Here is a 23,057-nt window from a genome sequence, read left to right on the forward strand (position 1 = left end):
AATATGTCGTTTTCCCCAAGCATTTCCGGCCTGTCCGGGTCGATGGCGGCGCTTGCCGACGCTCTCGGCACCCCGCGCGAAGGCGCATTCGCTCAACTCGGCGGGGTCTTCATGACCCGCTTGCCGGCCGCACCGCTCAGCGCCCCCTACGTGGTCGGCTTCTCTGCCGACACTGCAGCCTTGCTCGGTCTGGACCCAGAGGTCGCACACGATCCGGCCTTCGCCGAGTTCTTCTGCGGCAACCCCACGCGCGACTGGCCCGCCGAGCTTATGCCTTATGCTTCGGTCTACTCGGGGCATCAGTTCGGGGTATGGGCCGGTCAATTGGGTGACGGCCGCGCGCTCGGCTTAGGTGAAGTGGAACACGCGGGCGCACGCTATGAGTTGCAACTCAAGGGCGCCGGACGTACACCGTACTCGCGCATGGGCGATGGCCGCGCGGTGCTGCGCTCGTCGATCCGCGAGTACCTGTGCTCCGAAGCGATGCACCACCTCGGCATTCCGACCACCCGCGCACTGTGCGTAATCGGCTCCGACCAGCCGGTGCGGCGCGAAGAAATGGAAACGGCCGCGGTCGTCACGCGCGTCGCGCCGAGCTTCGTGCGCTTCGGCCACTTCGAGCATTTCTATTCGAACGACCGGGTCGACGCCTTGCAGTCGCTTGCCGATCACGTGATCGAACGCTTCTATCCGCATTGCAAGGAAGCGGACGATCCGTATCTGGCGCTGCTCAACGAAGCGGTCTTGTCGACGGCGGATCTGCTCGCGCAATGGCAGGCGGTCGGCTTCTGCCACGGCGTGATGAACACGGACAATATGTCGATCCTCGGCCTCACCATCGACTACGGTCCGTTCGGCTTCCTGGACGGTTTCGATGCGAGCTACATCTGCAATCACTCCGATTCGCAAGGCCGCTACGCGTACCGCATGCAGCCGCAGATCGCCTACTGGAACCTGTTTTGTCTGGCCCAGGGGCTGCTGCCGCTGTTGGGCCAGCAGCACGACGAAAGCGTGCGCGGCGAGGCAGCGGTAAAGGACGCGCAAGGCGTACTCGAAGGTTTCAAGGACCGTTTTGCGCCCGCTCTCGAACGCCTTATGCGCGCCAAGCTCGGCCTGCAAACCGAACGCCCGGGAGACGACGCTCTGGTCAACCGCCTGTTCGAGGTCATGCAGGCCAACCGCGCGGACTTCACGCTGACCTTCCGCCATCTGGCCCGCGTCTCGAAACACGACGCGAGCGGCGACGCGCCGGTTCGCGACCTGTTTCTGGACCGCCCGGCGTTCGACGTCTGGGTGAACGACTACCGCGCGCGGCTGTCCGAAGAAACACTCGACGACGCCGAACGCGCCATTGCAATGAACCGCGTGAACCCCAAATTCATTCTCCGCAATCATCTGGCCGAAACGGCGATCCGCCGCGCCAAGGAGAAGGACTTTACGGAAGTCGAGCGGCTGGCGGCGGTGCTGCGCCGTCCCTTCGACGAACAACCGGAACACGAAGCCTATGCCGCGCTACCGCCCGACTGGGCCAGTTCGCTGGAAGTGAGTTGCTCGTCATAAGGCCCGCGTTCGCGCCCCTAACTAAACCGACATCGAGACAGGAACCGACCATGAACTCCGACGACACCAAGACCCCCGCGCATCCGGTGCAGAAAGACGACGCCGAATGGCGCAAGCAGCTCTCCGAGATGGAGTATCAGGTGACCCGCCATGCGGCCACCGAGCGCCCGTTTACCGGCCGCTACCACGACCACTGGGACCGCGGCATCTATGACTGCGTCTGCTGCGGCACCCCGCTGTTCGAATCGGACACCAAGTTCGACGCCGGCTGCGGCTGGCCGAGCTACTTCAAGCCGATCAACGGCGAAGTGATCGCCGAGAAAACCGACCGCTCGCACGGCATGCTGCGCATCGAGGTGCAGTGCAAGAATTGCGGCGCGCATCTGGGTCATGTGTTCGAGGACGGTCCGGCGCCGACCGGGCTTCGGTACTGCATCAATTCGGCTGCGTTACAATTCGAGCCCAAGTAACGCAACGCGGGCAATATGGGTCCGGCGGCGTTGCTGGACGGCGCGCTGCCGTCCGTCACTCCGCGCCCATTTTTCCCTCATTCCTCGACATCCCCGCCCAGATAATGAAATTCCTGTTCGATCTGTTCCCGATCATCCTGTTTTTCGTCGCGTTCAAGCTGTGGGGCATTTTCACGGCAACCGCCGTGGCGATCGTCGCGACGCTGGTGCAGATTGCCTGGGTGGCGTTCCGCCACCGCAAGGTGGACCCGATGCTGTGGGTGAGTCTCGGCGTCGTCACGGTGTTCGGCGGCGCCACGCTCGTGCTGCACAACGACACCTTCATCAAGTGGAAGCCCACCGTGCTGTACTGGGCCTTCTCGGTGGCGCTGATCGTCTCGCAACTGGCGTTCAACAAGAACCTGATCGAAGCGATGATGGGCAAGCAGATCACCCTGCCGCATCGCATCTGGAGCCAGCTCAGCGTGATCTGGGCCGTGTTCTTCGTGCTACTCGGCATCCTGAACCTGTTTGTTGCGTATCACTTCTCGACCGACGCCTGGGTCAACTTCAAGCTGTTCGGCGCGACCGGGTGTCTCGTGGTGTTCATTGTCGGCCAGAGCCTGTGGCTGTCGAAGTATATGAAGGAAGAAGAGTGACATGAGCGACAACCCGTTCCTGCACGCCACCACGGCCGAGCGCGCGACGCTCATCGAAGCCCGCCTCAGCGCCGCGCTCGCGCCCATTGCCTCGATCAGCGTGCGCGACGACAGCGCGCAACATGCGGGGCATGCCGGCGCCGAAGCCGGTGGCCATTTCAGTGTCACTATTGTGGCAGCCGCTTTTGCCGGTAAGGCCCGCGTGGCGCGGCACCGCTTGGTGTATGATGCGCTGGCCGATGCCATGCAGCGCGGCATTCACGCCCTCGCAATCACGGCGTACACGCCCGAAGAATTCGATTTGCTGTCCCGTTAGGAAACTTCCGATGACCTTGAACAAAACCCGCCTCTGGGTATTGCTGGCCGCTTTTGCGGCTGCGCCTGCGTTTGCACAGAATATCGCCGTCGTGAACGGCACGCCGATCCCGAAGGCACGCGTCGATGCACTCGTCGACCAACTCGTCCATCAGGGTCAGCAGGATTCGCCGCAGTTGCAGGCGGCCGTGCGCGAAGAACTGATCAACCGCGAAATCCTCTCGCAGGAAGCGGCTCGCCGCGGCATCCCGACGCGTCCGGACGTCAAGGCGCAAATCGCCGTGGCTCAGCAGACCGTCGTGCTGCGCGCGCTGATCGAAGACTATCTGAAGAACAACCAGCCGACCGACGCCGAGATCAAGGCACGCTATGACTCGCTCGTGAAGGACGCTGGCGGCAAGGAATATCACCTGCACCACATCCTCGTCGACAACGAGCAGCAGGCCCAGGACCTGATCGCCAAGATCAAGGCTGGCGCGAGCTTCGAAGATCTCGCCAAGCAGTACTCGAAGGACCCGGGATCGGGCAAGAACGGTGGCGACCTCGACTGGTCGGATCCGAAGGCCTACGTGCCTGAGTTCGCCGCAGCCGCCGAGAAGCTGCAGAAAGGCCAGATGACCGACACGCCGGTGCACACGCAATTCGGCTGGCACATCATCCGTCTCGACGATACGCGCGACATCACGCCGCCGCCGCTCGAGCAGGTGCGTCCGCAGATCGTCCAGCAGATCCAGCAGGAAAAGCTGCAGGCGTTCGAAGAAGGTTTGCGTAAGAACGCGAAGATTCAGTAAGCAGAGTTAGACGCTGGGGATACTTCCAGCGTCTGCTTCGATGTTCTGACTGCGGCACCAGAAAAATAGCGTACCAATGGGTACGCTATTTTTTTGAAGTGCTTATGCGATTGATTTCGAACGAAAAAATTTCGCTATGCTGAGGGGCAGCAATCGCCCTGTGCAGTTAAACAACAAAGCCGCCCTCGGGCGGCTTTGTTGTTTTCGGCAACCTGGTGCGCAGTTACCCCAACCAGCGTCGCGCATTCTGGAACACGCGCAGCCACGGGCTACCGTCGTTCGCATTCCACCCTTCCGGATGCCAGCTCATCTGCACCGTGCGATGCACACGCTCGGTATGCGGCATCAACACGGTGAAGCGGCCATCCGGCGTCGTCACCGAGGTAATGCCGTCCGGCGAGCCGTTCGGGTTGAACGGATATTGCTCGGTAGCCTGACCGCGGTGGTCGACAAAGCGCATCGCAACCGCCACCTTCGACGCATCGCCTTGCTGCGAGAAGTCCGCAAAACCTTCGCCGTGCGCCACGGCCACCGGAATGCGCGAGCCTTCCATGCCGCTGAAGAACAGCGACGGCGACTGCTGCACTTCGACCAGCGAGAAGCGAGCCTCAAACTTCTCCGACTTGTTGCGGGTGAACTTCGGCCATGCCTCGGCGCCCGGGATCATCGATGCAAGGCTGCTCATCATCTGGCAACCGTTGCAGATGCCCAGCGCGAACGTGTCCTTGCGAGCAAAGAAGGCGGCGAACATATCGGCCAGTTCTGCGTTGAAGCGGATCGTCTTCGCCCAGCCCTCGCCTGCACCCAATACATCGCCATACGAGAAGCCGCCGCAAGCCACTGCACCGGCAAAATCGGCCAGCGTTGCACGACCGGCCAACAGGTCGCTCATATGCACGTCGTAAGCATCGAAACCGGCGCGGTCGAATGCATACGCGGTTTCGAGGTGCGAGTTGACACCCTGCTCACGCAGGATCGCCACGCGCGGACGAGCGCCCTTGCCAACGAACGGCGCGGCCACGTCTTGCGCCGGATCGAAGCTCAGCTTTGGCGTGATGCCAGGATCGGCTGCGTCGAGCAGCGTGTCGTACTCGGCATCGGCACAAGCCGGGTTGTCGCGCAGACGCGAGATGCGCCAGCTCACTTCGCTCCACGCACGATGCAGCTCGGTACGCGGCGCTTCATAGATCTTCTTCGCGTCACGATAGATTTCGATGGTGCCGCGCTCGTTGAGCTTGCCGACCACGTGCGAGCACGCCGACAGGCCATGCTCGCGCAAGGCGGCCAGCACCGCATCGCGATCCTGCGCACGCACCTGGATCACCGCGCCCAGCTCTTCGTTGAAGAGCGCGCGGATCGTGCGGTCTTCGCGGCGGCCGCTGGTCTGCTTGGCCCAGTCTTTGGCGTCGCCGTAGTCGAATTCGTGATTCGGATCGAGCGTCAGCATGTCGACGTTCAGCGACACGCCCACGTGACCCGCAAACGCCATTTCGCAGACCGTCGCCCACAGGCCGCCGTCCGAGCGGTCGTGGTAAGCGAGCAGCTTGCCGTCGCTGTTCAGCGCCTGGATGGCGGCAAAGAAGCGCTTCAGGTCTTCGGCGTCGTCGACGTCCGGCGTCGTGTCGCCCACCTGCTGCGTGACTTGCGCGAGGATACTGCCGCCGAGGCGATGCTTGCCGCGGCCCAGGTCGATCGCGATCAGCACCGAGTCGCCCGCTTCGTCGGCACGGCGCAGTTGCGGCGTCAGATGACCGCGGACGTCTTCGACCGGCGCGAACGCCGAGATGATCAGCGAGACCGGCGCAACCACTTCCTTCGCCACGCCCTGGTGTTCCCACTTGGTGCGCATCGACAGCGAGTCTTTGCCCACCGGAATGCTGATGCCGAGCGCCGGGCACAGTTCCATGCCGATCGCCTTGACCGTGTCGAACAGCGCCGCGTCTTCACCCGGGGCGCCGCAAGCGGCCATCCAGTTGGCGGACAACTTCAGCTTGTCGAGCGACGCAATCGGCGCCGCGGCGATGTTGGTGACGGCCTCGCCGACCGCCATGCGGCCCGACGCCGGCGGGTTGATCACGGCGAGCGGCGTGCGCTCGGCCATGGTCATCGCTTCGCCGCGATAGCCCGCGTAGTCCATCGTGGTGATCGCCACGTCGGCCACCGGCACTTGCCACGGGCCGACCATCTGGTCGCGCGCGGTCGTGCCGCCCACCGAGCGGTCGCCAATCGTAATCAGGAACGACTTGCTCGCCACCGTCGGATGACGCAGCACGCTCACCGCCACTTCCGACAGGTTGATGCCGGTGACGTCGACCGGCAGCAGCGTGGTCTGAACGTGCTTGACGTCGCGATGCATGCGCGGCGCCTTGCCGAGCAGCACTTCCATCGGCATGTCGACCGGCTGATGGGCGTTGTCGTCTTTCTGTTCGGTGTCGATCAGCTTCAACTGGCGTTCGTTGGTCGCCGTGCCGATCACCGCGAACGGGCAGCGCTCGCGCTCGCAGATGGCCTGGAATTCGGCCAGGTCAGCCGGGGCAATCGCCAGCACGTAGCGCTCTTGCGCTTCGTTCGACCAGATTTCGCGCGGCGACAGACCGCTTTCTTCAAGCTGGATCTTGCGCAGTTCGAAAATCGCGCCCTTGCTGGCGCCGTCCACCACTTCCGGGAACGCGTTCGACAGACCGCCCGCGCCGACGTCGTGAATGCTCAGGATCGGATTCTTCTCGCCAAGCTGCCAGCAGGCATTGATGACTTCCTGCGCGCGCCGCTCGATTTCCGGGTTGCCGCGCTGCACCGAGTCGAAGTCGAGTGCAGCGGTATTGGTGCCGGTGGCCATCGAGCTGGCGGCGCCGCCGCCCATGCCGATGCGCATACCCGGGCCGCCGATCTGGATCAGGAGCGAGCCTTCCGGCAGGTCGTGCTTGTGGGTGTGCTGATCGGAGATGTTGCCGATGCCGCCCGCGATCATGATCGGCTTGTGATAGCCGCGCACGGTGCCCGCGACGTTCTGCTCGTAGGTGCGGAAATAGCCGCCCAGGTTCGGCCGGCCGAATTCGTTGTTGAACGCGGCGCCGCCAAGCGGACCGTCGATCATGATTTCCAGCGGCGAAGCGATGCGGTCCGGGCGGCCATAGACTTCCTGTGCATCGGCCGGGTTGCGGTGGCCGACTGGCTGCACGGCGTCACGGGCGTTTTCCCATGCTTCGCGCGCGTCCGGCAAGTCGAGGTTCGATACCGTGAAGCCCGTCAGACCTGCCTTAGGACGTGCACCGCGGCCGGTTGCGCCTTCGTCGCGGATTTCACCGCCCGCGCCGGTTGCGGCGCCCGGGAACGGCGAGATAGCGGTCGGGTGGTTGTGCGTCTCCACCTTCATCAGCGTGTGCGTCAGCTCGGTGTGGCGGCCGTAGTGCTCAGCGAGCTCGCCACCGGTCTGGCCCGGCTTGCGCGGGAACCAGCGCTCGGCGATGCCGCCCGCCATGATCGCCGAGTTGTCCGAGTACGCAACGATGGTGCCTTGCGGATTGAGCTTCTCGGTGTTGCGGATCATGTTAAACAGCGAGATGTCCTGCTTCTCGCCGTCGATGGTCCATTCCGCGTTGAAAATCTTGTGGCGGCAGTGCTCGCTGTTGGCCTGCGCGAACATCATCAGCTCGACGTCGGTCGGGTTGCGGCCGAGTTTCGTGAAGGCGTCGACCAGGTAGTCGATCTCGTCGTCGGCGAGCGCGAGGCCCAGTTCCGTATTGGCGGTTTCCAGCGCGCCACGGCCGTGGCTCAGCACGTCCACGGTTTGCAGCGGCTTGGCCGGCAGTTCGTCGAACAGGTGCATGGCGTGCTCGCGCGACGGCGTCACGCTTTCGGTCATGCGGTCGTGCAAGGCGGCGATCACCGCTTCGCGGGCTTCGTCGGACAGGGCTTTCTTGCCGCCCAAGAGGCCGCTCTTGAGCGTCACCGTATATTCGACGCCGCGCTCGATGCGGCGCAGCTGCGTGAGACCGCAGTGGTGCGCGATGTCCGTCGCCTTGCTGGCCCACGGCGACACCGTGCCAAAGCGCGGCACCACGAGGAAGGTCTCGCTCGCGCCGCGCTCCTTGGCGTCGACGAACGGATCGCCGTAGTGCATCAGCGCCTCGATCTTCGCGCTGTCTTCAGCCGTAAGCGGCGTCTGTGCGTTGACGAAGTGCAGATACTGACCGCGCACGCCGGTGATATTGGCGTCGATGCGCGTGAGCGTCTCGAGCAGGCGGGTTTGACGGAAATCGGAGAGGGCCGAAGCGCCGGGGAAACACGAGAAGTGGGCCATGGACTTGACGTTGCGTCTATGAGTCGCGCGTGCAGGCGACGTGAGGCGAAAGGGAAGTCCGAGATTATACCCCGTCGGAGGCCCGCCAGCGCCTGTGCCGGTGCGGTTTTACCGTTGCGCGCGGCGCCTCGCCGGTCGATATCGGGATTGGGTGCGGCTTGGCGGGCAAACCGGTTTGACTGCTATCATTCGGCCTTTCACCAGATCGGCGCAGCAACCCTTCGCATGCGCCGCATGCCACGCACACGGGGAACGCCAGCTAAGCCGCGTTCCGCCGGCAAATCGAATCAATCATGGATGTCATCGTCATTGGCGGCGGAATTGTGGGCGTCGCCACCGCTTATCAACTGCGCGCAGCAGGCCACCGGGTATGCGTGGTCGAACGCTATGCGACGGTCGCGCAAGGCGCGACCTACGGCCACGGCGGCACGGTCCTGCCGACGCCGCTCGATGTGTGGTTCGGGCCGACCTTCATGCAAAGCCGCCACGCCGCCAGGAACGGGGTGATCCGCAAGACCGGCTTCAACGGCGCGGCGCGCCTGTTCGAGCGGCAACTGGCCACCTGGCAGGAACCGCAAGCATTCAACCGCCAATATGGGCTGCTGCGGCCGCTGATCGAAGCCTCGCGTGACGCCATGGCGGACATCGAGGCGCGTTTCGGGCTCGAATTCGAACAGTCGAACGGCGTGCTGTACCTCACGCGCTCGGCACAGGAATGGCAACTGACTCAGCCCGCGCTCGAGTTGCTGCGCCACTACGAAGTCCCGCATCACGTGCTGACGCCGGCCGAGTGCGCCGCGTTCGAACATTCGGTGCCGACCGATCCGGAATTCGCAGGCGGCGTGCTGTTCGACCAGGAACGCACCGCCAACTGCCCGCTTTTCACCAAGCTCATCAAGCAGACGCTCGATGCCCAGGGTGGCGTACAGTTCATGCTCAATCGCGAAGTCGAGGCGATCCGTCTCGACGGGGCGCGCGCTGCGGTCGAACTGGCGCCGCGGCTAGGCGAAGTCACCTCGTCGCGGGAAGTCGACGTGATCAACGCCGACGCCGTCGTGGTCGCGGCCGGCACCGGCAGCTTGCCGCTGCTGGAGCGGCTCGGCCTGCGGGTGCCGCTGCATCCACTGCGGATGCATACGCTGTCGGCGCCGATCGCGCATGAAGAATGCGCGCCGCATGTGGCGATCGTCGACGCCGTCAAGCGCATCACCATCACGCGCATGAATCACCGGCTGCGGATTGCCGGCGGCGCCGTGCTGCAAGGCGCCGGCCAGACCGACAAGCCGCTCTCCGAAGCGGTCACCAAAGACGCGCTGGCCCTGCTCGGCCAGGCGACCCACGACTGGATCCCAGGTGCCGCGAAGATTTCGGCGGCGCTGTCATGGGATGGCTTGAAGCTGCTCTCGCCCGACGGGCTGCCGCTGGTCGGCAATGCGCTGCATCCGCGCCTGTTCGTCAACGCTGGGCATGGCCCGGCAGGCTGGGGGCTCGCTTGCGGCGCAGGCAAGCTGGTGGCGGATCTGATCGGCGGTGTCACGCCGGAGTTGCCGGCGGACACGCTGGCCGCCTTGCGGCCGGAGCGGTTTGGGCGCTGAGGCGAACAGTTTCACCCATCACCCCTATTCGCACTACCATGGCAGTTCCGCGCCCGCCCGGGCCACCGCTTGACGCTGCCATGACCGAAGCCACACCTGCCGCCCGCCCCCCTGCGTCCGAACTTCCGATCCTGCTGAACCCGCACGACCGCGCGCTCGCCCTTCTGAGCGTCGTGGATCTGCGCGCGCTCGAAACCGACGCTGCGAGCGGCTTGCCGCCCCATACGCTCATGGCGCGTGCCGGCCATGCCGCGGCGCAGTTCCTGCGTGAGCAGATCGCGCAAGATCGCACAGGCGGCGCGGCAATGCCGGTCTGGATCGTCGCCGGCCCCGGCAATAACGGCGGCGACGCGCTGGTAGTGGCCGCCGAATTGCAGCGTACGGGAGTCGCCGTCGAAGTCTGCATGCCGTTTGAAGTCAAACCGGACGACGCCCGCTGGGCGCTCGGCGAAGCGCGCGCGGCCGGCGTGCCGATTTCCGCGTCGGCGCCTGCGTCGTTCGAGGGCTACGGCTGGCTGGTCGACGGCATGTTCGGGATTGGGCTTGCCCGCCCGCTCGAAGGTATCTTTGCCTCGCTCGCACAACAGTTGTCGCAACGTGCCACGCGGCAAGGCCGCGTGCTGGCTCTCGACGTCCCGAGCGGCCTCGACAGCGACACCGGCAACGTGGTCGGGAACAGCATCGGCGTGCGCGCCACGCACACCGTGACCTTCATCGGCGCGAAGCCGGGCCTCTTTATGGCGTCGGGACGCGATCTCGCCGGCGTCGTGACCGTCGCGCCGATCGGCGTGGACACGGCTGCCCGCACGGCAGTGCAGCTCAACGCCCCTACACTGTTCCGCGGCTTCTTGCCTGCGCGCGATTTCTCGACCAACAAAGGTTCGTTCGGCAGCCTCGCGGTGGTTGGTGGCGACACCGGCATGTGTGGCGCGCCGATTCTTGCGGCCCGCGCGGCATTGCACACAGGCGCAGGGAAGATCCATGTCGCGCTGCTCGGCGCCGGCGCCCCGCCCTACGACCCGCCGCATCCCGAGTTGATGCTGCACCCGATCGACGATCTCCCGCTCGACCAGATGGATGCGCTCGCGATCGGCTGCGGCATGGGCCATCGGGAGCGCGCGACCCAGGTGCTCCGCGACGTCCTGCCGCTCGACGTGCCCAAACTGCTCGACGCCGACGCGCTCAACCTGCTGGCAGGCGATGCAGCGCTGGCCGCCCAGGTGCATGCGCGCGGCGCGCAAGGCGACCCGTGCATCCTCACGCCACACCCGCTCGAAGCGGCGCGCCTGCTCGGTTGCGACGTACCGGCCGTGCAGCGCGACCGTCTGGCCGGGGGGCGTGCGCTGGCCGCGCGCTTTGCGAGCGTGATCGTGCTCAAGGGGACCGGCACTGTCGTGGCAGCGCCGGACGGCCGTCTGGCGGTCAATCCAACTGGCAACGCGGCACTCGCCACGGGCGGCACAGGCGACGTGCTGGGCGGCATCATCGGCGCCTTGCTGGCACAACGCTTGCCGCCTTACGAGGCGGCGCTGGCGGGCGTCTATCTGCACGGCCTCGCCGCCGACACGCTAACGGCGCAAGGCGATGGCCCCGCTGGCCTGACGGCGGGAGAACTCGCGCCAATGGTTCGCAAACTGCTGAACCGGATGTTTTATCCGGCGCGAGGGTGAAGGCGTCGATAGCGCGCTGCTGGCACGCGGTGGCGCGCGGGTAGCCATCAGCGCGGCTGGCCCGTCAGATAGCAAGGATCGCGCGCCTCACCCAATCCCTCTATCTGGACGCATTGCCCAAGCCCCTGCCCGCTTCTCTCCAACGCCGCTATACTGAATGACTGCGCTGGCCGGCCGGGAACCGTTGCGAACCCGTGAAGCCCGGCAGCGCGCCAGAGCATCCCACCGGCTGCGCTTTGCGCACTGCCTTTCTTTCGTGCCCCTTCGTTAGACGGACGATCATGACGTTGAACTCGCTCCCTGCCTGGTCCTCGCTGCAAGCCCATTACGAGCAGATTCGCGATGCGCATATGCGCGACTGGTTCGCCCCCGCGAACGATCCCGCGCCGACCCGTGCCGAACGCTTCGCGTTCGCCGGCGGCGGTCTCGCGGTCGATTTCTCGAAGAATCGCATCACCGACGAAACCCTCAAGCTGCTCGTGCAAGTGGCCCGCGAAGCAGGCGTCGAAAAACGCCGCGACGCGATGTTCGCGGGCGAAGTCGTCAACCCGACCGAAGGCCGTGCCGCCCTGCATACGGCGCTGCGCGCCACCGACCCGAACGCGCCGTTCCACGCCCAGGTTTTGGCCGAGCGCGCCAAGATGGCCGCGTTCGCGGATCAGGTCCGCAGCGGCGCATGGACCGGCTACACCGGCAAGCGGATTCGCTACGTGGTGAACATTGGCATCGGCGGCTCGGATCTCGGTCCGAAGATGGTCGTGCACGCCCTGCACCATCTCGCTACGCCCGAGATCACCAGCCACTTCGTGTCGAACGTCGACGGCGCCGATCTGTACCGCGTCATGCAGCAGATCGACCCGGAAGAGACGCTCGCCATCATCGTCTCGAAGACCTTCACCACGCTCGAGACCATGACCAACGCGAATTCGCTGCGCGACTGGTTTATCGAGAAGGGTTGCCCGGAAAGCGCGCTGGCGAAGCACTTCGTCGGCGTGTCGGCCAACCCGGCCGAGGTCGTCAAGTTCGGCATCGCCAAAGAGAACGTCTTCGAGATGTGGGACTGGGTGGGCGGGCGCTATTCGTTGTGGTCGGCCGTCGGCCTGTCGATCATGATCGCGATCGGACCGAGGCAGTTCGACGAACTGCTCGCCGGCGCCAACGAAATGGATCAGCACTTCCGCGATGCGCCGCTCGAGCGCAACCTGCCGGTGCTGCTTGGCATGATCGGCATCTGGTATCGCAACCTGTTCGGTTCGCAAAGCTATCTGGTGGCGCCGTATTCCGAAGCGCTGCATTATTTGCCGTCGTATCTGCAGCAACTGGAAATGGAGAGCAACGGCAAGTCCGCACGCCTCGACGGTGTAATGGTCGACTATCCGACCTCCGCCGTGACGTGGGGCGAACCGGGCACGAATGGTCAGCACGCATTCTTCCAGATGCTGCACCAGGGCCCGACGATCGTGCCGATCGATTTCATCGCCGTGCTCACGCCCGAGCATCCGCTCGTGAGTCATCATCCGAAGCTGCTGGCGAACTGCTTCGCGCAAAGCGAAGCGCTGATGCTCGGCCGTACACTGGAAGAAGCGAAGAAGGTGGCCGGTCCGGACAAGCCGGAACTGGCGCCGGCCCTGGTGTTCCCGGGCAATCGCCCGACCAGCACGCTCATCCTCGAAGCGCTCACCGCGCGTTCGCTCGGCGCGCTGATCGCGCTGTATGAACACAAGGTGCTGGTGCAGGCGTCGGTGTGGAACATCAACCCGTTCGATCAATGGGGCGTCGAGCTTGGCAAGATCCTCGGTAAGGTGGTCGAGGCTGACCTGACGGCGCCGAACGTCGATGCAGCGAAGCACGATTCGTCGACCTCGGCGTTGATCGCACGCGCGCGGGCGGCTTTGAAGCGTTGAACGGGTACGTTCGCGTCAGGCGGCGAATCGAGCGTCGCCTTTTAACCGCGTGAAGAAGCGATGAAGCGGGCCATGCACGGCCCGCTTTTCTTTTGTGTGCATCTCTTTTGTGCGCCTCAGGCGAGGCGCCCTGCCTCGATCGTCACCGTGGTATCGCAACGGCGTGCAAGCTCGATGTCGTGCGTCACAAGAATCAAGGTCGCACCGTTGGCCCGGTTCATCTCGAACATCAGATCGATCACGGCATGCCCGGTCGCCGCATCGAGACTGCCGGTCGGCTCGTCGGCAAACAGGATGGCCGGATGCGTGACGAACGCACGCGCCAGCGCGACGCGCTGCTGCTCGCCACCCGAGAGCAGCTTGGGATAGTGACGCGTGCGCTGCCCCAGCCCAACCTGTTCGAGCAGACCACGCGCCCGCGCCGCCGCGTCGCGCGCTGCAATACCGCCTTGCAGTTCGAGCGGCAAGGTCACGTTCTCGAGCGCCGTCAGATGCGGCATCAATTGAAACGACTGAAACACGAAGCCGACCGAGCCGTTACGCAATGCGGCGCGTTCGTCCTCACTCAACGTGGTGAGTTCTTGACCGAGTAGACGAACCGACCCCGAGGTCGCGCTGTCCAAGCCTGCGAGCAGACCTAGCAGCGTAGACTTGCCGGACCCGGATGCGCCGACAATCGCTACACTGCTGCCGCCTTCGATGGAAAGATCGATATGATCCAGAATCGTCAGCTCGCCCGTTGCATCCTTAACCCTCTTGCACAACCCCCGCACTTCGATGACTGGATCAGTTTTCTTTTGCATGGTGAGGCGTAGGTTGAAAGTGCGCCTGGCTGCGCCGCGCGCCGCCGCGTTGAACACAGCCGTTAGCCTTGTCGTAATGACTGCGGCCATACCGCTTGCGGCCCATGCCGCCAATTCCGTCAATGCGCCCGAGGCGGCCAAACCCGTCATCGTGGTACTCGGCGACAGCATCTCCGCCGAGTATGGACTGCCCCGCGATACCGGCTGGGTGGCGCTGATGCGCCAGCGTCTCGCTAGCGAGCGAATCGATTATAGCGTTGCGAACGCAAGCATTAGCGGCGACACGACAAGCGGCGGACGCGCGCGGATGCCCGAACTGATGTTGCGGCTAAAACCCAGCATCGTGATTGTCGAACTGGGCGCGAACGACGCACTGCGCGGCGTCCCCTTGGCGACCACCGAAGACAACTTGCGCACGATCATCGAACAAGCGCAACAAGGTCATGCGAAGGTCGTGCTGGTCGGCATGTACGTGCCACCCAATTACGGCCCGGACTACACGCAAAAGTTCCATGGCGTGTATGAACAGTTGTCGAATGAATTTCACGTGCCGCTCGTCCCCTTCCTGCTCGCCGGCATCGCCGATAAACCGGAGATGTTCCAGGCCGATCAGATCCATCCGACGCAGCAGGCACAAGGCGTGCTGCTGAACAACGTGTGGCCGACACTCAAGCCCCTGCTGCACGCCAGCTCCTCACCCTGACAAACTTCTTACAATTTGTTGCGAACGAGCGGGGAACGGGCGTAGGGGATGTCGATCCGACACTTACGCTAACCGCGAAACCCCGGCTCGTTTTGAGCGCTTTTGTGAGGAGATAACGTTGAAATACTTACCGCTTATCGCTTTGGTCGTGGCAGTCTCTGCCTGCGCCGCTCAACCGCCGGCTGGCGTCCAGTCCGTTGGACAAAGCCAGCAATCGCCTAAGGCCGTCGCGCAATGTATCGCCCAGAAGTGGGCGGACGGCTCTCAACAGCAAGTCGTCTCGCAAGACACCATGGCAAACGACCAGGCACTCGACGTGTATGTGCCCGGTCAGCAACCGCCCACCGGTGCTGCTGCGGTGGTACGACCGGCGTACACCGGCACGGGCTCATGGGTGGGCTTTCGCGCCAACGGCGCTGCCGGTAGCGATGCAACCGGCGCGATCACCGCTTGCCTCTAAGCTAAGCCTCCACTCACCCCCATCCGGCGACAGATACGCCGGATAAGAAAAAACCCCGCAATTGCAAAATTGCGGGGTTTTTTTGTACTCGTGACTCAATCAAGATGCGCGCCGCTCACATGACGGCGCGTGCTGCGGATCAGTCGCCGCCTTGCTGCGTGCTGTCCAGCGAGCCATAGAACTTGACCTTCGAGCGAGCGCGCAACGCCTCGACATAGGCTTCGACCTCGGACTGCGACTGAGTTTGGGCAACCTCCTGCTGCGCAGCCGCGAGACGCCGCGGATCGATTGGCGCACCCGGCAACACGGCATTCACGCGATACACGGCATAACCTGCATCGCCCAGATCGACACCGACATAGGCCGGCAACTTTTGCGGATCGGCCTTGTAGATTGCGCTCAGTGCGGCCACCGGCAAACCCTGTGCATCGTTGCGCGAAACCTTCAGCGGCGCCGAAAAGCCCGTGGTCGCATTCGACTTCTGCAACTCAGCCAGCTTGGCGGTGCCGTCCTTATGCGCCATCTCGTCGGCCTGCACGGCGATCACCTTCTGACGCACTGCGTCCTTGATGGCGTCGAGCGCAGGCACGGCCGACGGCTTGTAGTCGGTGACGTGCGCAGCAATCAATGTGTTGCTGCCAACGTCGATAGCTTGCGTGTTGTTGTGTGCCTGCACCGAGTCGTTTGCAAACACAGCAGCAAGGAACTTCGCGTTGTTCAGCGGGCTACCCGGCGGCAACGCTGCGCTCGGTTGCGGCGTGACCGTAGCGGTCTGGAGCTGCAGCTTGTATTTGTCCGCAGCGGGCTGCAGGCTCTTGGCCTTTTCATAGACGAGCGACGTGAAGCCATCCGAATCGTCGGTGAATGCCTTGGCGGCCAGTTGCGCCTTCAGGTCCTTGGCAAGCGCATCCTTCACCGTATCGAACGGTTGCGTGACCGACGGCTTCACATCCGTTGCCTTCAGGATCAGCAAGCCCACGTCCGTCGGCACGACATCGCTGATCTCGTCCTTCTTCAGCTTGAACGCCGCATCGTCGAATGCCTGGCCACCGGCCATCATGCCGCGGCCGAAGTAACCCAGATCGCCGCCCTTCGAGGCCGAAGCCGGGTCCTGCGAATTCTGCTCGGCAACCTTCGCGAAGTCGTCCGGATGCGCCTTGACCTGAGCCAGCAACGCGTCCGCCTTCTGCTTCGCCTTGGCCTTGTCGTCCGGGCTAGCATTCGGCGCCACGGAGATCAGGATCAGGCTCGCACGCATTTGCGCAGCGGTCTGGTAGTGCGCGATGTTGTCGTCGTAGAACTTCTTGAGATCGTCATCCGTGGGTTGCATGCCTGCAGCCAACGCGGCCGGCGACATCACCAGATACTGAATCGTGGCCGTAGCGGGCGTTGCGAAGTCATTGCGATGCGCGTCGTAGTACGCCTGCAATTGCGCGTCCGTCGGCTGCACCTTCGCCACGTAGTCGTGCGGATTGAAGGCGAGCCCCTGCACCTCACGTTGCTGCTCAGCGAGTCCGGTCAGCGTTTGAGCGAGTGTCTTCGACGTGAAGGCACTGCCCTCGATGCTGCTCGGCAACTGCTGGGTGGCCAACGTATAACGCACGCGCTCGTCGTATTGATCGGGCGTCATGCCTTGCATGGCGAGCAGTTCCTTGTAGCGGTTCACGTCGATCGAACCGTCAGGATTCTTGAGCGATGAGATAACCGGATCGCTCAGCAAGGTGCGGCGCACAGCGTCGTCGGAAGCGGTCAGGTGCAGACGTTGCGTCTCGTCAGCCAGCACGCGCTGCTCGATCAGACCGTCGAGCATCTGCTTGCGCCGCTCCGGCGTATCGAACATCTTCGAGTCGAACTGGCCGCCGAGCATCTGACGTGCGCGGTCCAGTTGTTGACGCATCGCGTCGTCGTACTCGGCACGGGTGATCTTATGCCCGTTGACGCTGGCGACGTTGGCGCTTTCGTCAAAGAAGCCGCGGAAGCCTTGAATACCCACAAAGCCCAGTCCCGGTACGATGACCAGGATGAGCATGAACATCATCAGGCGTTTGTGATTGCGGAAGAAATCGAGCATGCGTTAAGGATGCCAAAAACGGAACGCCCGATATTACAACAGCGGGCAATAAAAAAGGCGAACCGGAGTTCGCCTTTCAAGGATACTGGCGGAGTGGACGGGACTCGAACCCGCGACCCCCGGCGTGACAGGCCGGTATTCTAACCGACTGAACTACCACTCCTTATACTACGTGCACTGCATGCCGAACCGGGAACTGGTGGGTGCTGAGAGGCTCGAACTCCCGACCTACGCCTTGTAAGGGCGCCGCTCTACCAACTGAGCTAAGCACCCGCTCCGCGATTCTGCTCACTACTTTTCTGCTACTTTAAGTCGCACCGCGATTTTGGGTTTTTCAACCGGCTCTTCAGCCCGCTCATCAACCCTTCACAACCGCGCCACCCTTATGCAGCAAGTCGATTAGTTTAGCGCATCTTTTAGCGCTTTGCCAGGCCTAAATTTAGGTACCTTGGCTGCCTTGATCTTGATCGCCGCTCCCGTGCGCGGATTGCGCCCTGTGCGTGCCGTGCGCTTGCCGACTGCGAAGGTTCCGAAACCGACCAGCGTCACCGAGCCACCCTTCTTCAACGTGCCTTTGACTCCACCGATCACAGCATCCAATGCACGTCCCGCCGCCGCCTTCGATAGGTCGGCTTGTTGCGCGATGTGATCGATCAATTCCGTTTTATTCATTCCAGCCCCCGAGAATGTTGTTGGGCAAACGTGATGGCGCGTGATCGCGCCGGGTACCAACGCAGCACGGCAAGGACGCCGAGCCAGCCCATTAGAATTGGCCGAAACCCTTGTGTCAAGCGGGGTTGCGCCGGATTCGAGGGTCGCCGCAGCGCGCTTTGATGACGAAATCTTGCAGGGGATAAATGCGCCGCCAACCCGGTTGGTTTGGCGTAAAGAATTTGATCCAACTAATGGGATAACGCGCACTAGCCCCACGCAGCAGGCGCCGCGCAAATAGCAAAAAACCCGCGGGCAATGCCGCGGGTCTTTTGTTGATCAGCAGACAACGCTGCGAACTGGCTTAGTGCTTCACCACTTCCGTCGCCGCGTCTTTGCCGGGCTCTGCCGCGACAGGCGTGGCAGGCTTCGGCTCCTCTTCCGGCAACGCTTGCGGCACACGTTCGAGCGCGAGCTCCAGAACCTTGTCGATCCAGCGGACCGGCACGATCTCAATCGCGTTCTTCACGTTGTCCGGAATCTCCGTCAGATCCTTGACGTTTTCTTCCGGGATCAGCACCAGCTTGATGCCGCCGCGATGCGCTGCGAGCAGCTTTTCCTTCAGGCCGCCGATCGGCAACACTTCACCACGCAGCGTGATTTCGCCCGTCATCGCCACGTCGGCACGCACCGGAATGCCGGTCAGCACCGATACCAGCGCGGTCGTCATCGCGATACCGGCGGACGGACCGTCCTTCGGCGTCGCACCTTCCGGCACGTGGATGTGAATGTCCTGCTTCTCGAACGCTTCGTCCTTGACGCCCAGACGGCGCGAACGCGAACGGACCACCGTGCGTGCTGCTTCGACGGATTCCTTCATCACGTCGCCGAGCGAACCCGTGCGAGTCACATTGCCCTTACCCGGCATCACTGCGGCTTCGATGGTCAGCAGATCGCCGCCCACTTCCGTCCACGCGAGACCCGTGACCTGGCCAACCTGATTTTCCTTCGCAGCCAGACCGAAGTCGTACTTGCGCACGCCGAGGAAAGTATCGAGATTGCTGCCATCGACCTTCACCGCGCCTTCTGCCTTCTTCAGCAGAAGCATCTTCACGACCTTGCGGCAGATCTTCGAAATTTCACGCTCGAGCGAACGAACGCCCGCTTCACGCGTGTAGTAACGAATGATGTCGCGGATTGCAGTTTCCGTGACATCGACCTCGCCTTCCTTCAGGCCGTTGTTCTTCTTCTGCTTCGGCAACAGATAACGTTGCGCGATGCTGACCTTCTCATCTTCCGTGTAACCCGACAGACGGATCACTTCCATCCGGTCGAGCAGCGGCGGCGGAATGTTCAGCGAGTTCGAGGTCGCCACGAACATCACGTCCGAGAGGTCGAAGTCGACTTCGACGTAGTGGTCGGCGAACGTATGGTTCTGTTCCGGATCGAGCACCTCCAGCAGAGCAGAGGACGGATCGCCGCGGAAATCCTGGCCCATCTTGTCGACTTCGTCGAGCAGGAAGAGCGGATTGCGCACGCCGACCTTGGTCAGGCTTTGCAGGATCTTGCCGGGCATCGAACCAATGTAGGTCCGACGGTGGCCGCGAATTTCGGCCTCGTCGCGCACGCCACCGAGAGCCATGCGCACGAACTTGCGATTCGTTGCGCGCGCAATCGATTGGCCCAGCGACGTCTTACCGACACCCGGAGGCCCAACGAGGCAGAGGATCGGCGCCTTCACCTTGTCCACGCGTTGTTGGACCGCAAGATATTCGAGAATGCGTTCTTTGACTTTCTCAAGACCGAAGTGGTCTTCGTCGAGCACGCGTTCCGCATTCGAGAGGTCGTTGTTGACCTTGCTCTTCTTGCGCCACGGCAAGCCGATCAGCGTGTCGATGTAGTTGCGCACGACGGTGGCTTCCGCCGACATCGGCGACATCAGCTTGAGCTTCTTCAGCTCGGCGTCGGCCTTCTTCTTGGCTTCCTTCGGCATGCGCGCAGCCGTGATGCGCTTCTCGAGTTCTTCGAGATCCGCACCTTCTTCGCCTTCGCCCAGTTCCTTCTGGATCGCCTTGACCTGTTCGTTCAGGTAGTACTCGCGCTGGCTCTTCTCCATCTGACGCTTCACACGCCCACGGATGCGCTTTTCCACCTGCAGGATGTCGATCTCGGCTTCGAGTTGCGCGAGCAGATGCTCGAGGCGCTCGATGACCGGGAACATCTCGAGGATGTGTTGCTTCTGGTCGAGCTTGAGCGGCAGATGCGCCGCAATCGTGTCGGCCAGACGGCCGGCTTCGTCGATGCCCGACAGCGAAGTCAGAATCTCCGGAGGGATCTTCTTGTTCAGCTTCACGTACTGATCGAACTGCGACACGATCGCGCGGCGCAGCGCTTCAGTTTCAGCGCTGTCGGCGTGGTCGGGTTCGAGCGGCATGACTTCGCACGAAAACTGCGTTTCCTGCTCTTCAATGGAGAGCGTCTTCGCCCGCTGCAAGCCTTCGACGAGCACCTTCACGGTACCGTCCGGCAGCTTCAGCATTTGCAGGATGTTGGCGATACACCCTACTTCGTACATGTCCTTTTCGGTCGGCTCATCTTTGGCAGCCGTCTTTTGGGCGACGAGCATGATGTGCTTGCCGCCTTCCATTGCTGCTTCGAGAGCCTTGATCGACTTCGGGCGGCCTACGAAGAGCGGAATCACCATGTGCGGGAAAACGACTACATCACGCAGCGGGAGCAGCGGGAGCGTAGTGCGTTCCGGCGGGAGGAGTTGGGTTCCTGACATTTCATTTCCCCATGAGTGGTATCAGTTCGTTCGATAGGTGAGGCCTGCTAAAACGATTACAAGGCCTCCGCGTGTGGGAAAAGTTCAGTGACTCCAAAGGAAACACAACCATCCTAACCCAAGATAAACAAAAAAGCCGTTCACGTTGCCATGAACGGCTTTTTTTGCAGAACTCGTCAAGCCGATCAATTCGAACCCGCGACCTTCGGCGCGTCTTCGTAGATCAGTAGCGGTTTGCCGTCGCCGTCGATGACGTTGTCGTCGATGATGACCTTGCTAACGCCTTTCATGGCCGGCAACTCATACATCACGTCCAGCAACGCCTGTTCCAGGATCGAGCGCAGACCACGCGCGCCGGTCTTGCGACGGATTGCCTTGCGAGCGACTGCCTGCAACGCACCCGGACGGATCTCGAGCTCGACGCGCTCCATGTTGAACAGCTTGTGGTACTGCTTCACAAGCGCGTTCTTCGGTTCGACGAGAATCTTCATCAGAGCCGCTTCGTCGAGCTTGCCGAGCGTGGCGACCACCGGCAGACGGCCGATCAGCTCAGGAATCAGGCCGAACTTGATCAGATCTTCCGGCTCCACTTCGCGCAGCACTTCGCCAGCATCGCGATCCTGCTTGCTCTTGACGCTGGCCCCAAAACCAATGCCGGTCTTTTCCGTACGGTCGACGATGACCTTTTCGAGGCCGTCGAACGCGCCGCCGCAAATAAACAGGATGTTAGTGGTGTCGACCTGGATGAAGTCCTGGTTCGGATGCTTACGGCCACCTTGCGGCGGCACCGACGCCATCGTGCCTTCGACCAGCTTGAGCAGCGCCTGCTGAACGCCCTCGCCCGACACGTCGCGGGTGATGGAGGGGTTGTCCGACTTGCGGCTGATCTTGTCGATTTCGTCGATATAGACAATGCCGCGCTGTGCTTTGTCGACTTCGTAGTTGCAGTTCTGCAGCAGCTTCTGAATGATGTTCTCGACGTCTTCACCGACATAGCCGGCTTCCGTCAGCGTCGTTGCATCGGCAATGACGAACGGGACGTTCAGAAGGCGTGCGAGCGTCTGCGCGAGCAAGGTCTTGCCGGAACCGGTAGGGCCGATCAGCAGGATGTTGCTCTTCGACAGCTCGATTTCGTCCTTCTTGTCGAGGTGCTTGAGGCGCTTGTAGTGGTTGTAAACGGCCACTGCAAGGATCTTCTTCGCGCGTTCCTGCCCGATGACGTACTGATCGAGAATTTCGCGGATTTCCTGCGGACTTGGCAGGTCGGACTTGGACAAGCCCGCCTCAATACCCGCGCCTGCAGCCTCGTCACGAATGATTTCGTTGCACAGGTCGATACATTCATCGCAGATGAATACCGACGGGCCTGCAATCAGCTTTTTGACCTCATGCTGGCTCTTGCCGCAGAACGAGCAATACAACAGCTTTTCGCTGTTAGAACCTTTTTTGTCCGCCATAGATGTGTGAGCCTCCGGACACTCGATTACATGATACGCCGTTTGCCCCTGCCTCGCAGTTGGAGCGAATGAGCAAAAGCAGTGACGGCGCTTGCCGCAGGCGTTTGGACGAATCTAATTATTTCACACCATAAACGCGGTCGTTCTCGCCCTCAAAAAAGGGCGAAAACGCGCCGACTTATGGACGCCTTATGGACGTTTGTGCAGCACCTGGTCGACCAGACCATACGCCTGAGCGTCGTCGCCGGACATGAAATTGTCGCGGTCGGTGTCGCGGGCGATACGCTCGACCGGCTGGCCGGTGTGATGCGACAGCAACTGATTCAGCCGTTCCTTCAAATACAGGATTTCACGCGCCTGAATCTCGATGTCCGATGCCTGACCGCGCGCGCCACCCAGCGGCTGGTGAATCATCACCCGCGCATTCGGCAGCGTGAAGCGCTTGCCCTTCGCGCCAGCCGCCAGCAGGAACGCGCCCATGCTGGCCGCGAGGCCCATGCACAGCGTCGACACGTCCGGCTTGATGAATTGCATCGTATCGTAGATCGCCATCCCGGCCGAAACCGAACCGCCCGGGCTGTTGATGTAGAAGCTGATGTCCTTGTCCGGATTTTCACTTTCAAGGAACAACAACTGCGCGACGACGAGGTTGGCCGTCTGGTCGTTCACTTCACCGACCAGAAACACCACGCGCTCCTTCAGCAGACGCGAGTAGATGTCATACGAACGCTCGCCACGGCCGCTCGTTTCCACGACGATCGGCACGAGTCCGAGCGCCTGCGCTTCGAGATCCCGCGACGACTGGGAGGTCAACGTGTCCAGCATTTGGGCGCGAAAGGTCATGCAATGGATCCTTGTACGGGAATATTGGTTCGATACCGGAC

General features: G+C 62.6%; 17 protein-coding genes and 2 tRNA genes. 10 read left to right on the forward strand and 9 right to left on the reverse strand.

Features of this window, described 5'->3' with window-relative positions; all coding sequences use genetic code 11:
* Positions 1-3: 3 nt before the first annotated feature.
* The 5 genes from BLQ92_RS09590 to BLQ92_RS09610 all read left to right on the forward strand — a co-directional run bounded on the left by BLQ92_RS09590 (position 4) and on the right by BLQ92_RS09610 (position 3,774).
* Positions 4-1,560, forward strand: a complete 1,557-nt coding sequence (locus BLQ92_RS09590; protein WP_090683739.1) for a protein adenylyltransferase SelO — start codon at positions 4-6, stop codon at positions 1,558-1,560.
* 50 nt (positions 1,561-1,610) lie between these two features.
* Complete coding sequence (gene msrB / locus BLQ92_RS09595) at positions 1,611-2,030, forward strand: peptide-methionine (R)-S-oxide reductase MsrB (RefSeq protein ID WP_090683741.1); 420 nt, start codon at positions 1,611-1,613, stop codon at positions 2,028-2,030.
* A 104-nt stretch (positions 2,031-2,134) separates the two neighbouring features.
* Positions 2,135-2,668: a septation protein A gene (locus tag BLQ92_RS09600; protein WP_090683743.1), complete on the forward strand. Its 534-nt coding sequence runs from the start codon at positions 2,135-2,137 to the stop codon at positions 2,666-2,668.
* A gap of 1 nt (position 2,669) precedes the next feature.
* Positions 2,670-2,984, forward strand: a complete 315-nt coding sequence (locus BLQ92_RS09605; RefSeq protein WP_090683744.1) for a BolA family protein — start codon at positions 2,670-2,672, stop codon at positions 2,982-2,984.
* Positions 2,985-2,994: 10 nt separating this feature from the next.
* Positions 2,995-3,774 (forward strand): peptidylprolyl isomerase, encoded by a 780-nt coding sequence (locus tag BLQ92_RS09610; RefSeq protein ID WP_090683747.1) that lies wholly within the window; start codon positions 2,995-2,997, stop codon positions 3,772-3,774.
* Positions 3,775-3,997: 223 nt separating this feature from the next.
* Here the strand turns inward: BLQ92_RS09610 and purL are convergent, their stop codons facing one another.
* A complete protein-coding gene (purL, locus tag BLQ92_RS09615) occupies positions 3,998-8,074 on the reverse strand; it encodes a phosphoribosylformylglycinamidine synthase (RefSeq protein ID WP_090683749.1) in 4,077 nt (1,358 codons plus the stop codon).
* 293 nt (positions 8,075-8,367) lie between these two features.
* On the opposite strand from purL, the gene BLQ92_RS09620 reads away from it, so the two are divergent.
* From BLQ92_RS09620 to pgi, 3 genes are all read left to right on the forward strand, one after another.
* The gene (locus BLQ92_RS09620; RefSeq protein ID WP_090683751.1) at positions 8,368-9,669 is read left to right on the forward strand and encodes an FAD-dependent oxidoreductase; all 1,302 of its coding nucleotides are present in this window, start codon (positions 8,368-8,370) and stop codon (positions 9,667-9,669) included.
* Between the two features lie 80 nt (positions 9,670-9,749).
* A complete protein-coding gene (locus BLQ92_RS09625; protein ID WP_090683753.1) occupies positions 9,750-11,339 on the forward strand; it encodes an NAD(P)H-hydrate dehydratase in 1,590 nt (529 codons plus the stop codon).
* A gap of 281 nt (positions 11,340-11,620) precedes the next feature.
* Entirely contained in the window at positions 11,621-13,243 is a 1,623-nt protein-coding gene (gene pgi / locus BLQ92_RS09630) for a glucose-6-phosphate isomerase (protein ID WP_090683755.1), read from the forward strand.
* 116 nt (positions 13,244-13,359) lie between these two features.
* On the opposite strand, the gene BLQ92_RS09635 is transcribed toward pgi, so the two are convergent.
* Positions 13,360-14,046 (reverse strand): ABC transporter ATP-binding protein, encoded by a 687-nt coding sequence (locus tag BLQ92_RS09635; RefSeq protein ID WP_090683758.1) that lies wholly within the window; start codon positions 14,044-14,046, stop codon positions 13,360-13,362.
* Here BLQ92_RS09635 and BLQ92_RS09640 point away from each other — a divergent pair.
* Both BLQ92_RS09640 and BLQ92_RS09645 read left to right on the forward strand, forming a co-directional pair.
* A complete protein-coding gene (locus tag BLQ92_RS09640; protein ID WP_090683760.1) occupies positions 14,045-14,749 on the forward strand; it encodes an arylesterase in 705 nt (234 codons plus the stop codon). The genes BLQ92_RS09635 and BLQ92_RS09640 overlap by 2 nt on opposite strands.
* Positions 14,750-14,867: 118 nt before the next feature.
* On the forward strand, positions 14,868-15,209 hold the full coding sequence (locus tag BLQ92_RS09645; RefSeq protein WP_090683762.1) for a hypothetical protein: 342 nt from the start codon (positions 14,868-14,870) through the stop codon (positions 15,207-15,209).
* 139 nt (positions 15,210-15,348) lie between these two features.
* Here BLQ92_RS09645 and BLQ92_RS09650 read toward each other — a convergent pair whose 3' ends face one another.
* The 7 genes from BLQ92_RS09650 to clpP all read right to left on the reverse strand — a co-directional run bounded on the left by BLQ92_RS09650 (position 15,349) and on the right by clpP (position 23,016).
* A complete protein-coding gene (locus tag BLQ92_RS09650; RefSeq protein WP_090683764.1) occupies positions 15,349-17,280 on the reverse strand; it encodes a SurA N-terminal domain-containing protein in 1,932 nt (643 codons plus the stop codon).
* An 86-nt stretch (positions 17,281-17,366) separates the two neighbouring features.
* A tRNA-Asp gene (locus BLQ92_RS09655) sits at positions 17,367-17,443 on the reverse strand.
* 34 nt (positions 17,444-17,477) lie between these two features.
* A tRNA-Val gene (locus BLQ92_RS09660) sits at positions 17,478-17,553 on the reverse strand.
* 126 nt (positions 17,554-17,679) lie between these two features.
* Complete coding sequence (locus BLQ92_RS09665) at positions 17,680-17,997, reverse strand: HU family DNA-binding protein (protein ID WP_279607918.1); 318 nt, start codon at positions 17,995-17,997, stop codon at positions 17,680-17,682.
* A gap of 298 nt (positions 17,998-18,295) precedes the next feature.
* On the reverse strand, positions 18,296-20,716 hold the full coding sequence (lon, locus tag BLQ92_RS09670) for an endopeptidase La (RefSeq protein ID WP_090683768.1): 2,421 nt from the start codon (positions 20,714-20,716) through the stop codon (positions 18,296-18,298).
* A 185-nt stretch (positions 20,717-20,901) separates the two neighbouring features.
* A complete protein-coding gene (gene clpX / locus BLQ92_RS09675) occupies positions 20,902-22,173 on the reverse strand; it encodes an ATP-dependent Clp protease ATP-binding subunit ClpX (RefSeq protein ID WP_074298724.1) in 1,272 nt (423 codons plus the stop codon).
* A gap of 189 nt (positions 22,174-22,362) precedes the next feature.
* Positions 22,363-23,016 carry an ATP-dependent Clp endopeptidase proteolytic subunit ClpP gene (gene clpP, locus BLQ92_RS09680; protein ID WP_074264769.1) on the reverse strand — a complete coding sequence of 218 codons (654 nt, stop codon included), beginning with the start codon at positions 23,014-23,016 and terminating at the stop codon, positions 22,363-22,365.
* Positions 23,017-23,057: the final 41 nt, after the last annotated feature.

It is taken from the genome of Paraburkholderia phenazinium, from assembly GCF_900100735.1.
Taxonomy (GTDB): Bacteria; Pseudomonadota; Gammaproteobacteria; order Burkholderiales; family Burkholderiaceae; genus Paraburkholderia; species Paraburkholderia phenazinia.